Origin of the sequence: Streptomyces nanshensis, from assembly GCF_001751255.1 — a bacterium.
Taxonomy (GTDB): Bacteria; Actinomycetota; Actinomycetes; order Streptomycetales; family Streptomycetaceae; genus Streptomyces; species Streptomyces nanshensis_A.
On the sequence record NZ_LJGW01000710.1, the window covers coordinates 1 to 11,723 of the forward strand.

The 11,723-nt window shown below is 73.9% G+C and carries 11 protein-coding genes; 5 read left to right on the top strand and 6 right to left on the bottom strand.

Annotated features, from left to right (window positions below; translation table 11 throughout):
• Positions 1 to 1,192, bottom strand: a 1,192-nt coding sequence (locus AN218_RS32560; RefSeq protein WP_070020625.1) for a sensor histidine kinase, incomplete at its 3' end; no start/stop codon positions are given.
• Between the two features lie 304 nt (positions 1,193 to 1,496).
• On the opposite strand from AN218_RS32560, the gene AN218_RS32565 reads away from it, so the two are divergent.
• Complete coding sequence (locus AN218_RS32565) at positions 1,497 to 1,934, top strand: YjdF family protein (protein WP_070020626.1); 438 nt, start codon at positions 1,497 to 1,499, stop codon at positions 1,932 to 1,934.
• Positions 1,935 to 1,961: 27 nt separating this feature from the next.
• Here AN218_RS32565 and AN218_RS32570 read toward each other — a convergent pair whose 3' ends face one another.
• On the bottom strand, positions 1,962 to 2,810 hold the full coding sequence (locus tag AN218_RS32570) for an NAD(P)H-binding protein (RefSeq protein WP_070020627.1): 849 nt from the start codon (positions 2,808 to 2,810) through the stop codon (positions 1,962 to 1,964).
• Positions 2,811 to 2,927: 117 nt separating this feature from the next.
• A complete protein-coding gene (locus AN218_RS32575; RefSeq protein WP_107421637.1) occupies positions 2,928 to 3,926 on the bottom strand; it encodes a substrate-binding domain-containing protein in 999 nt (332 codons plus the stop codon).
• Between the two features lie 107 nt (positions 3,927 to 4,033).
• Between AN218_RS32575 and AN218_RS32580 the strand changes: the two genes are divergently transcribed.
• Together AN218_RS32580 and AN218_RS32585 are read left to right on the top strand one after the other, a co-directional pair.
• The gene (locus AN218_RS32580) at positions 4,034 to 4,891 is read left to right on the top strand and encodes a LysR family transcriptional regulator (protein WP_070020629.1); all 858 of its coding nucleotides are present in this window, start codon (positions 4,034 to 4,036) and stop codon (positions 4,889 to 4,891) included.
• Positions 4,892 to 4,991: 100 nt separating this feature from the next.
• Positions 4,992 to 5,456 (top strand): nitroreductase family deazaflavin-dependent oxidoreductase, encoded by a 465-nt coding sequence (locus AN218_RS32585; RefSeq protein WP_070020630.1) that lies wholly within the window; start codon positions 4,992 to 4,994, stop codon positions 5,454 to 5,456.
• 58 nt (positions 5,457 to 5,514) lie between these two features.
• Here AN218_RS32585 and AN218_RS32590 read toward each other — a convergent pair whose 3' ends face one another.
• The gene (locus AN218_RS32590; protein WP_070020633.1) at positions 5,515 to 6,717 is read right to left on the bottom strand and encodes a geranylgeranyl reductase family protein; all 1,203 of its coding nucleotides are present in this window, start codon (positions 6,715 to 6,717) and stop codon (positions 5,515 to 5,517) included.
• A 510-nt stretch (positions 6,718 to 7,227) separates the two neighbouring features.
• Here AN218_RS32590 and AN218_RS32595 point away from each other — a divergent pair.
• Positions 7,228 to 8,688, top strand: a complete 1,461-nt coding sequence (locus AN218_RS32595) for a dipeptidase (RefSeq protein ID WP_079132838.1) — start codon at positions 7,228 to 7,230, stop codon at positions 8,686 to 8,688.
• Between the two features lie 64 nt (positions 8,689 to 8,752).
• Here AN218_RS32595 and AN218_RS32600 read toward each other — a convergent pair whose 3' ends face one another.
• Both AN218_RS32600 and AN218_RS32605 read right to left on the bottom strand, forming a co-directional pair.
• A complete protein-coding gene (locus AN218_RS32600; RefSeq protein WP_070020631.1) occupies positions 8,753 to 9,796 on the bottom strand; it encodes an NUDIX hydrolase in 1,044 nt (347 codons plus the stop codon).
• 197 nt (positions 9,797 to 9,993) lie between these two features.
• Positions 9,994 to 10,578 carry a TIGR03086 family metal-binding protein gene (locus tag AN218_RS32605; RefSeq protein ID WP_070020632.1) on the bottom strand — a complete coding sequence of 195 codons (585 nt, stop codon included), beginning with the start codon at positions 10,576 to 10,578 and terminating at the stop codon, positions 9,994 to 9,996.
• Between the two features lie 76 nt (positions 10,579 to 10,654).
• Here AN218_RS32605 and AN218_RS32610 point away from each other — a divergent pair, with 76 nt between their 5' ends.
• On the top strand, positions 10,655 to 11,554 hold the full coding sequence (locus tag AN218_RS32610; protein WP_079132839.1) for a helix-turn-helix domain-containing protein: 900 nt from the start codon (positions 10,655 to 10,657) through the stop codon (positions 11,552 to 11,554).
• Positions 11,555 to 11,723 lie beyond the last annotated feature (169 nt).

Sequence of the window (11,723 nt, forward strand, 5' to 3'; positions counted from 1 at the left end):
CGTCGTCGACGTCGAGACGGAGTTCCCGCGGGCCGTAGCGCAGCCGCAGCCGGGCGGTGCGCGAGCGCGAGTGCCGTACGACGTTGGTCAGCGCCTCCTGGACGATACGGAACGCCGCCAAGTCGGCGCCGGGCGGCAGGGATCGGGGCTCGCCCTCCGTCTCGGTGGTCACCTCCAGTCCGGCGTCGGCGGCCTGCGCGGTCAGCTCCGGCAGCCGGGCGAGGCCGGGGGCGGGGGCGCGCGGGGCGTCGCCGGGGGTGCGCAGGGTGTCCAGCACCTGGCGCACCTCGCCCAGGGCCTCCTTGCTCGCGCTCTTGATGGTGGTCAGCGCCGTACGGGCCTGTTCGCGGTCGGAGTCCAGCAGTGCGAGGCCGACGCCCGCCTGGACGTTGATGACCGAGATGCTGTGCGCCAGTACGTCGTGCAGCTCGCGGGCGATGCGCAGCCGCTCCTCGTCCACGCGGCGCCGTTCGGCCGCCGCCGCCTCGGCACGGCGGCGGGCCCACTCCTGGCGGCGGATGCGGGCGAGTTCGGCGGCGGCGAGGATGGCGGCGATCCAGGCGGCGACGAGGAGTTCGAACTGCCAGCCGGGCGGCCCGTCATGGGAGGGCGGCAGCCAGCCGCGCAGCAGTTGGACGGTGACCAGATGCCCCGCCCAGACCAGCCCGAGTGCGCCCCAGGCCGCGTACCGCCTGCCCGCGACGACGGCGGCGAAGACCGCCAGCGCGACGCTGAGAAAGACGGGCCCGTACGGATATCCCGCCGCGAGATACGCGGTCGCGGCGGCCGCGCAGCCGTAGGCGACCGTACGGGGGTAGCGGTGGCGTACGAGCAGCAGCAGCGGGCCCACCGCCAGCAGCAGCCGGGCCCAGACGTCGAGGGAGGTGCGCATGCCCTCCTGTCCGGCCGCCGCTCCCTGGGAGCCGATCTGCTGCACGACCAGTACGACGAACGACGACAGCCACGGCGTGTGCCGCGAGGCGGCCGAGGGCGACCAGGGGCCGGGGCCGCGCCACCAGGGCGGGCCCCAACTGACGGGCGGGGCCTGGGAGTCGGGGGCGTCGGCGGCGTCGGGTGCGGAGGCCGCGGCGGCTGCTGCGGCCGTTGGGCCGGAGGTGGTGGACGTACCGGACGAGGTGGACGACGGGGACGCACGCCGCCGGAACCGGAGCCGGGGCGGGAGGGCGTTCATGCCGGTAACGCTAGCCGCGCGGGGCGGCCCGCGGAGTCACCCTGCGGCGGTCTTCGCGGCTACTCCCCGGGGAGTAGCCGGACGGCACGCGTAATGCGGGGGGGCCGTACGGCAGTGCGCGAAACGCGGTTGCCGGTGGCCCTTCCGCCGTGGGTAGCCTGCCCGTGCGCACGAAAACGCGGTCCGGTCGGTAGCCCGGACGCTGCCGTCGTACGGCAGTCTGTATCCGCCCTCTCCAGGGATGTCCGGTGTGCCGGAATCCGGCCTCGTCAGGCCGGCGGCTGGCATGTGTCTGGAGAGTTCCATGGCTACCTCGGTGACCCTGACGATCTGCTTCGATGCGCCGTTCTGGGTCGGCGTCGTCGAGATCGCCGAAGCAGGCGAAGTCCGCGCCACACGGCATGTGTTCGGCGGTGAGCCCACGGACGCCGAGCTGTATCAGTTCCTGCTGCGTCACGGCTCCGCGCTGCTGGCACGGGCGCAGGCCAACCCGCCGGTCTCCGCGGAGACCAGACATCAAGGGCGGCACAATCCGAAGCGGGCCGTGCGGCTGGCCGCACGGGAGGCCGCCAGGACGGCACGGGGGCAGCGCAGCACCGCGTCCCAGGAGGCGCTGCGGCGGGAGTTCGAGCAGCGCAAGGCCTCGGCCGCGGCCGAGGCCAAGCAGCGGAGGCAGGACGAGGCCGAGCGCAAGTACGCCCTGAAGCGGGCCAAGCGCAAGCGCCGCAAGCGCGGGCACTGAGCCGGCGGACGGCGGTCTCCCGCTCCCTCAGCGGTGTGCCGTCAGGACGTCGCGCAGCGCGAGGGGGAGGCCGCCGGTCAACAGGGCGTAGTCGCCTTGGACTTGAGCCCAGCGCTGCTCGCGCACCGAGGCGAACAGGGGCGAGAAGGCGTACAGCCACCAGGGGTCCAGACCGGAGGCCGCCGTCTCCGCGCAGTACGTGCCGGCCGGGATGTCCTCGTAGGCGACGGGCGTCTCCCACACCTCCGCCGCGACCGAGGCGATGTCCGCCAGATCCGCCGACACGGGTCCGGTGATGTCGTGGTGGCGGCCGGTCGGCTCGCCCACCGCGAGTGCGGCCAGAGCGCGGGCCACGTCGTCGCGCGCCACCAGGGAGATCCGGCCGTCCGCCGCCGGGAGCCGCAGCAGCCCGCTCGCGCGTGCCTCGGTGAGCCAGCCTTCGAAGAACTCGGTGTACAGCGAGGCACGGGCGATCGAGCACGGAAGGCCGGAGCCCAGCAGCATGTCCTCGGTGAGCCGGTTGACCACCGCGTAGCAGAACGGGGACGCCGCGTCGGCGTCGACGCTGCTCAGCGCCACGACATGGGCGACGCGCTCGGCCGCCGCGGCGGCGACGACGTTGCGGTGGTGCAGCAGCATCCGTGCGTCGGGTCCGTCGCTGGAGACGAAGACCAGCGTGTCCGCGCCCCGCAACGCCGTACGCAGCGCGGCCGGTTCGGCGTAGTCGGCGACGACGGCCTGCGCCTGCGGCGGCAGCAGCCCGCCGGGCGGTGGCCGCCTGGTCATCGCGACGACGTCCACGCCGTCCCGGTCCGCGAGCAGCCGCACCACCTGACCGCCCAGGCGTCCCGCCGCCCCTGTCACCGCGATCCGCATCCTGGCCTCCGTCGCTGTCCTGCCGCCCCGGTCCCGTCCCCCCATGACAGCCAACTGCGCGGCGGGTGGCGGGCGTTCGCTGCCCCGCGCGTCGGAGGGGACGGTGCGGACAGCCTCCTAGGTGTCGAGCAGTTCCGGGGCGAAGACGTCCTCGATCCTCCGCCGCCGGGGGCACAGGCCCTGCTGATGGTGGTAGCGCAGATAGGCGTCGAGGGCGGCGCGGTTGGCCGAGACGCCGTAGGGCCACCAGTCCCGGGGAAAGTCCCGGTCGTTGCGCTCGACCAGGGCGTTCATCCAGGGAACCATCGTCGGGACCTGGTACAGCCTGCGATCGCGGCGGTAGCGGTCGGCGGCCCTCTCCTTCGCCTCGCAGAAGGCGCGGTAGACGTCGTGCGCGATGCCGGGGCGCTCCCGCAGGAGTTCCCGCCGGACGACGACCGTGTGCATGATCGGGAAGATGCCCGTCCGCCGGTGGTAGTCGCGCTCCAGCGGTTCGAAGTCGGGGAAGAGACGGGCCACGTTGGGGGATCCGTCGAGCACGCACTGCGGGACGTTCGCCGAGAACAGCGCGTCGATCTCACCGGCGTCGAGCATCGCGCCCAGTGTCTTCCCCTCGGGGGCGGCGCTCACCTCCACGTCGGCCGGATGCGGATGCGGAACGAAGTCGAAGGGGGCGGCGGGGTGTTCGAGGCCGCCGATCACCCAGCGGCTCTTCGCGGGCTCGAACCCGTACTCGTCCATGAGCATCCCCTTGGCCCACACGCCGGAGTCCTGGCCGTAGGTGCCGAACTCGCCGATGGTCCTGCCCGCCAGGTCGTCCGGCCCGCTGATCCCGCTGTGGACGTTGACGTAGACGCAGGAGTGCCGGAAGACGCGGTTGGGGAAGACCGGCAGCGCCACGAACGGCAGACCGGTCTCCAACAGCCGCAGGCAGAAGGTGAGTCCGAGTTCGGTCACGTCGAACTCGTCGCCGCGGACGAGCCGTTCGAAGATCTCCGGCAGCGTCGCGGCGGTCCTCATCGTGACGTCGGCGCCCTCGACGCGCACACTCCCGTCGAACAACGCACGCGTCGTGTCGTACTCGTAGCACCCGATGGTGAGAGGGACATCGGTCATGGTCATCACTCCTCGCCGGCTCGACTGCCGCCATGGTCTGCCGTGGCGGGAGCCGCCGTCCAAGACCGTTTCGGCAGGCCCGATACCCCACGGGTATCGTGTCCGGCGTGGATCTGCGCGCGCTCCGGTACTTCGCCGCCGTCGCCGAAGAGCGCCACTTCGGGCGGGCCGCCGGCCGGCTGCACATGACGCAGCCGCCTCTCAGCCGCGCGATCCGCCAGCTTGAGGACGAACTCGGAGTGGTCCTGTTCGAGCGCACCCCCAAGGGCGTCGCGCTCACCGCCGCCGGAAGTGTGCTGTACGACGAGGCGGGCGCGCTGCTGAGGCGCGCCGGACGGATCCGCAGCCGGGTCGCCGACGCGGCGGGCGCGGTGACCCTGGCCGTCGGGACGCTCGCGGACGCGGCCGAGCACGTCGGCGACCGCCTGGTCCCGGCCTTCCGGGCCCGGCATCCGCAGGTGAACGTCACCGTCCACGAATCGGATCTCGGCGACCCGACCGCGGGGCTACGCGCCGGGCTCGTCGACGTGGCGATGACCCGGACTCCCTTCGACAGCACGGGCATCGGCACCCGCGTCCTGCGTTCGGTGCCCGTCGGCGTGGTCCTGCGGGACGACGACCCGCTCGCCCGCCGTACGTCGCTCTCCTCGGCCGACCTCGCCGGGCGCCGCTGGGTCCGGCTGCCCGAGGGGACCGATCCCGTGTGGACCGCGTACTGGACGGGCGGCGGGCACGACGCCGCGGCGGGGCCGGTGCTGCGGACGGTCCAGGAGTGTGTGCAGGCGGTCCTGTGGAACGGGACGTCGGCCCTCGCCCCGGTCGATCAGCCGCTGCCCGCCGGGCTGGTCGCCGTACCGCTCAGCGACCGTCCGCCGAGCGATCTCGTCGTGGCCTGGCCGGGGACGGCACGGAGCCCGCTGGTCCGCAGCTTCGTCCAGGTCGCCGAGTCGGGCCGGGCCCCGTGACCGCCCGGCACCGCACCGGCCCGGCACCCGATTCCGCCCCGCTCCACTCCTCCGACCCCGACTCCGACCCCACCTCCAACTCCCGGAAGGAACCGCCCTCATGACCGAGGCACACGTCCTCAAGCCCGACCGGTTCACCCGCCGCGTGCTCAATCCGCTCGTCTCCTGGCTGACGCGGCGCGGCGTCGCCGTCGCGGGGTCGCGCGTACTCGCCGTACGCGGACGCAAGAGCGGCGAGTGGCGCCGTACCCCCGTCAACCCCCTGCTGCACGAGGGCGAGCGCTATCTCGTCGCGCCGCGCGGCCATGTCCAGTGGACGCACAACATGCGTGCCGCGGGCGGCGGGGAGCTGCACAAGGGCAGACGCGTCGAGCGCTTCCGCGCCGTGGAGCTGGCCGACGAGGAGAAGCCGGAGGTGCTGCGCGCCTATCTGGCGAAGTGGAGTTGGGAGGCCGGTGCGTTCTTCGGCGGGCTCGACGCACGCTCCAGCCGGGACGACCTCCTCGCCGCCGCGCACAAGCACCCCGTCTTCCGCATCACCGACGCCGACGACGGCACGGACTAGCCGGAAGCGGAACGCGTAGGGGCCCGCACCCCCGTACGCCGTACCGCTGTTCGGCCCCTCAGCTCTGCGGGCGGTCCAGCGCGTCCAGCGCGCGCCGTGCCACCGGGTTGGTCCGTACGACGTCGGCCAGCGAGACCGCGCCCCGGGTGAACTGCGCGAAGACGTTCCAGGCCGGGCGGAACCCGGTGAGGGCCGCGTGCAGCATGCCGGGGCGGCGGGAGAAGACGTTGAACATCCGCCGTCCCACGCCCATTTCGACGCCGAGGCCCGCCTTGACGGCGAAGGCGTAGTTGAGCGTCTGCTGCCGGGCGTCGACCGCGTCGTGCGCCTCGGCCACGCGTACGGCCCACTCCCCCGCCAGCCGTCCCGAGCGCAGCGCGAAGGAGATCCCCTCGCGCGTCCACGGCTCCAGCAGTCCGGCGGCGTCGCCGCACACCAGCACCCGGCCGCGGGAGAGCGGCGAGTCCTCGGCGCGGCAGCGGGTCAAGTGCCCCGAGGAGACGCTCGGTTCGAAGCCCGCGAGGCCGAGCCGTCCGACGAAGTCCTCCAAGTACCGCTTGGTGGCGGCCCCTTCGCCCCGTGCCGAGATGACGCCGACGGTGAGGGTGTCGCCCTTGGGGAAGACCCATCCGTAACTCCCGGGCAGCGGGCCCCAGTCGACGAGCACCCGGCCCGACCAGTCCTCGGCGACGCTCTGCGGCACCGGGATCTCCGCCTCCAGGCCCAGGTCGACCTGGTCCATCTTCACGCCGACGTGCGCGCCTATCCGGCTCGCGCTGCCGTCGGCGCCGACGACCGCGCGGGCGAGCACGGGGCGCTTCTCGCCGGAGAGCACCACGGCGACCGTACGGCGGTCGGGCACGGCGGACCCGTGCTGTTCGACGCGGGAGACCGTCACGCCCGTACGGACACGGGCGCCCGCCTTGACCGCGTACTCGACCAGCGACTCGTCCAGTTCGGCGCGGTTGACGAGCCCGAAGAGCATCTGCCGGGAGCGGCGGGTGCGTGTGAGCCTGCCGTTGAGGGAGAAGGTCACCGCGAACACGCGGTCGCGCAGGGGCAGTTCGAAGCCCGGCGGCAGGGCGTCGCGGGACGGGCCGATGATGCCGCCGCCGCAGGTCTTGTAGCGGGGCAGTTCGGCCTTCTCCAGCAGCAGCACGCGGCGCCCCGCGACGGCGGCGGCGTACGCGGCGGAGGCGCCGGCCGGTCCGGCTCCGACCACGACCACGTCCCAGACGGGGTCGTCGGCCTCCGCCTCCAGGACGTCGTCGGGGACGGAGCCGGGAGCGGCGGAGACGTCTCCGTCGGCGTCGTCGGCTCCCGCTGTCTCCCCTGTCTCCCCTGTCTCCTCTGTTTCCTCTGTTCCCTCTGTCTCCCCGGCGGTCGGACCGCTCGCCTCGTCGGCGCCGCCCGTCTCGTCTGCCGGTCCGCCGGCGCTCTCCGCGGCGCCCTCTACGTCCGATGTGCCCGAACTGCCGCCGCCCAGCGGCCCGTTCGCCTCCCCGGCCCGGGGCTCCTCCTTCGTACCGTCCGCGTCCGTGCTCCCGGTGTCGCCGCCCCGGCCCTCTGCCCCGGCTGCGTCCTCGCTGCTCACGATGTGCTTCCGCTCCGCTCGACCTCGGCTTGGTGTGGCCGGTCGCATCCTACGGCGCCGTAGTGGCCAGGCCCGCTGTGGGAGGATCATCGGCGACTTCACGGCCGTACGTCGTGCGCACGCGCCCACGAAGCGCACCGCAGGCCGTACGCACACCGCGCCCACAAGGAGCGTTCCATGACCCTCAACCCCGCTCGCGGAGACGGCGGCCAGGACGGCCCCGGCAGCACCTCCGGCGGCACCGACTCCCCCGGCAGACAGGCGGATTCGGCCCTCCAGACGGATTCGGCCCTCGCCTCGGCCGTCACCGGCCTCATGCCCCGCGCCCGCACCGAACTCGCCGAACTCGTCGCGTTCCGCTCGGTGGCCGACCCCGAGCAGTTCCCGAAGAGCGAGTGCGAGGGCGCCGCGCGCTGGGTCGCCGGCGCCCTGAGCGCCGAAGGCTTCGAGGACGTACGGGTCTTCGCCACCCCGGACGGCACCGAGTCCGTCTACGGCGTGCTGCACGGCCCCGAGGGCGCCCCGACCGTCCTGCTCTACGCGCACTACGACGTACAGCCTCCGCTCGACGAAGACGCCTGGCTCACCCCGCCGTTCACGCTCACCGAGCGCGACGGACGCTGGTACGGGCGGGGCGCCGCCGACTGCAAGGGCGGCATCGTCATGCACCTCATGGCGGTCCGTGCGCTGCGCGCGGCGGGCGGAATGCCGCCCGTGACGGTCAAGTTGATCGCGGAGGGCTCGGAGGAACAGGGCACGGGCGGTCTCCAGCAGTACGCGGAGGCGCACCCCGAGCTGCTGGCCGCGGACACGATCGTCATCGGCGACACGGGTAACTTCCGCGCCGGTCTGCCGACGGTCACCGCGTCGCTGCGCGGGATGTCCGGGCTCCAGATCACGGTGGAGACGCTCCAAGGGAACCTGCATTCCGGGCAGTTCGGCGGAGCCGCCCCCGACGCGCTCGCGGCGCTGATCCGCCTGCTCGACTCGCTGCGCGACGCGGACGGCGGCACCGTCGTCGACGGCCTGGAGCCCGGCCCCCGCTGGGAGGGCCTGGAGTATCCCGAGGAGGACTTCCGCTCCGACGCGCGCGTCCTCGACGGTGTCGCCCTGACCGGCTCGGGCAGCGTCGCCGACCGCATCTGGGCGCAGCCCTCGGTCACCGTGCTGGGCATCGACTGCCCGCCCGTCGTCGGCGCCACCCCGTCCGTACAGGCGAAGGCGCGGGCGTCGGTCGGGCTGCGGGTGCCGCCGGGCGCGGACACCGAGGAGCTGACCCGGCTGCTCATCGCCCATCTGGAGGCGCACACCCCGTGGGGCGCGCGGGTCGCCGTCGAACGGACGGGCCAGGGACAGCCGTTCAGCGCGGACACCACGAGCCCCGCGTACCGGGCGATGGCCGGCGCGCTGCAGACCGCGTACGACGGGCAGGAGATGCAGATCGCCGGTCAGGGCGGCTCGATCCCGCTGTGCGCCACCCTCGCGACGCTCTATCCGCGGGCGGAGATCCTGCTGTTGGGGCTCAGCGAACCGGCGGCGCAGATCCACGCGGTGAACGAGAGCGTCTCACCCGAGGAGCTGGAGCGGCTGTCGCTCGCCGAGGCGCTGTTCCTGCGGGACTACGCGCTGGGGTCCTAAGCACCCCGAACTCCCCGCGTTCCGCCGTGCGTTGCCACGGAGCACGCGCGGGCGGCCTTGCGGCTCACGCGGCCGCGCGGCCGCCCTGGTCGCCGACGGGGACGCCCGCCTCCATGTAGAGCGGGCGCCCCGTCTCACGGGCCCGCAGTGCGCCGCGCAGCCTCTCCAGCCGTACGGGCGGCAGCAGTTCGGCGGCCTCGGTCTCGGTGACGAAGCGCCAGCCGCGCAGTTCGGCGTCCGGCAGCAGCACCCGTCCGGCCTCCTCCGCGGCGAGGCGCCCGCCGTCGAAGAGGAGGCGAATGCCGCCGTAGCCCGGGGGTCTGGGCGGCTCCCAGTCGGTGACGAGCAGCCGCGGATCGCTCTTGAGCGTGAGGCCCAACTCCTCGGCGACCTCCCGCACTCCGGCGCTCGCGGGCGCCTCGCCGGGCTCGACGACGCCGCCGGGGAACTCCCAGCCGGGCTTGTAGGTCGGGTCGACGAGCAGCACCCTGTCCTCCTCGTCGAAGAGCAGCACGCCGGCGGCGACCGTCTCGGCGGTCGGCTCGGCCGTCTGCACGATCTCCAGCGTCCCGGCGCCCTCGCGCAGCGCGCCCGCGACCTCCTCGGCGGTCTGCCGCGGGGTCAGTCCGGAGGTCTCGACGGTGTGCGCGTCGGCGGTGAGCCACGCGAGCGCGGCACGGTAGGCGGGCAGTTGTCCGCGACACCAACTGCGGTTCAGGGCACCGCCGTTGGTCTTCGACTGGTCGATGCGCGTCCGAAGGATCGTTTCCTCCGCGTGCAGCAGCACATGGCGTACGGGGATCCTTCGGGCCGCGAGCGCGCCGAAGATCTCGTCCCGGTACTCCTGGCGCAGCAGCGTCATCGGCACGATGAGCGGTCCGGGCACCTCCGTGAGCAGCGCCGCGGCCGTGTCGGCCACGAGCCGCCGCCAGGAGGGAAGTTCCTGGTAGTCGCCGATCTGGGCGAGGCGTTCCTTGGGGAGCATGCATCTCAGGCCCGTGCCGATCAGGGCCGGGTCGCACAGGGTGCTGCCCGGCATCAGCTCCAGCAGTTCGTGCGCCGCGGTGGTCTTGCCCGCGCCGAAGGCGCCGTTGAGCCACACGATCACGGTCGGTTCCCCCTCTGCCGTCGCCCCCCGTTTGACGCTGCCCGCTCAACCCTGCCACGGAAACGCGCGGGGGCGGCGCCGTCGCAAAACCCGGGCGCACGCGGCGGATTTCACAACCTTGCGGGGGTGCGGCGCGGCGTACGGCGGCCTGCCGCCCGGCGCAGAACGCTGCCAACGGGCGGCGGCGCAGGGGCTCTTCAGACCGCCGCCGGCGGACGCCACCCCGGGTCGCGGCCGCTGAGCGCGAGGAGTTCGTCGAAGGCGGAGGCACCCTCCGGCACCGGGAAGGGCTCGCCGAAGACGCCCATCTTCCGTCCCGTGGGGGCCAGTTGACGCCAGCCCTCGACCAGCTCCGGGAGGCTCGGCCCGTACGGGGCGAAGTCCTGGCCGGTCGCACGCGCCAAGTCCCAGGCGTGCACGGTCAGATCGCCGAGCACCATGCCGCCGACGGTGCGCTGCGGCATCCCCATGCCCTGCGAGGTGCCCTCCAGCGCCCCCGGCGCCGACCACGCCTCGACCAGGCGCGCGGTCTCCTCCTCGAAGCGCGTGCGCCAGTCGCTCTCCGCGTTCACATACGAAGGGGTGGCGGTGAAGTCGGCCGTGCCCTTGGCGGCCAGCGCCTGGAAGCCGACCACCACGTGCAGAAGGTGGTCGAGCAGGGCGCGTACGTCGTATTCGCTGCACGGTGTGGGCCCGCCGAGCTGGTCGTCCCGTACGCCGCGCACCACGGGGCGCGCCCTGCGGGCGGCGCCCTCCAGCAGTCCGGAGATCTCGTTCGTCATGCCGTGGAAGCTACGGCGCACGGGCGCCGCCCGGCTTGAAGAAACGCGACACCGCGACCGGGCATAGGATCGCCGCATGCCAGGTGAGAGCGGCCGCCGGGACGGGCAGGAGGGCGCGGGCACGGGCCCCGGCCCGTACGCCCCCGGGGCTCCGCGCCGCGACACCCAGGGCATCGTCGACGCCGGCGAGCTGTTCTCCCGGGTGCGCTTCCGGCGCCGCGCGTGCGCCGGGCCGCTGCGCCCGTACGTCGAGCACTACTGGCTGATCGACTGGGAGCTGGAGGAGCCCTACCTCTCCCAGGTCGTGCCGCACCCGTCGGTGAATCTGGTCTTCCACCGGTACGGGGACGGGCCGCCCGGCGCCGAGGTCGCGGGCGTGGGGCTGGGCCTGTTCTCGATCACGCTGGAGGGCACGGGCCGGGTGTGCGGCGTGCAGTTCCGGCCCGGCGGCTTCCGGCCGTTCCTCACCCGGCACGGCCGCGGCACGGTGGCGGAGCTGACGGGACGCAGGGAGCCGGTGGCTGCGGTCTTCCCCGACGTGGGCGACGCCCCGCACCGGGTGCTCGCGCCCGCCGCCGAGGACGCCCGCGTCGAGGAGCTGGACGCGTTCCTGCTCGGCCTCGGCCCGGACGAGGACCCGGCCGCGGCACGTGCGACGGAGCTGGCGCACCGGGTGCGCACGGACCGCGGGATCACCCGCGTCGAGCAACTGGCCCGCGGGGAAGGGGTGTCGGTGCGCTCGTTGCAGCGGCTCTTCGCCGCCTGCGTGGGCGTGAGCCCCAAGTGGGTCATCCTGCGCTACCGCATCCACGAGGCCCTCGAACAGGCCGCCGGCACCCCGGACATCGACTGGGCACGGCTGGCCGGCGAGCTGGGCTACAGCGATCAGGCCCATCTCGTACGGGACTTCACGGCGACGGTCGGGCTGCCGCCCACGGAGTACGTACGCGTGGCCGCCGGCGCGGCGCCCGGCTGAGCGCACACACCGGGAACCCACAGCTCTCCGGCGCCCGCTCAACCGCCGTACGGCGCCCGGCCGTTGACGCCCGCGCGCACCGGCACCGGGACGGCCCTCGTCCGCCCCCGCCTCACCCCGGCTCCACGTCCCGGCAGGCCGCCGCCGCGCCGATCAGCCCGGCGTCGGT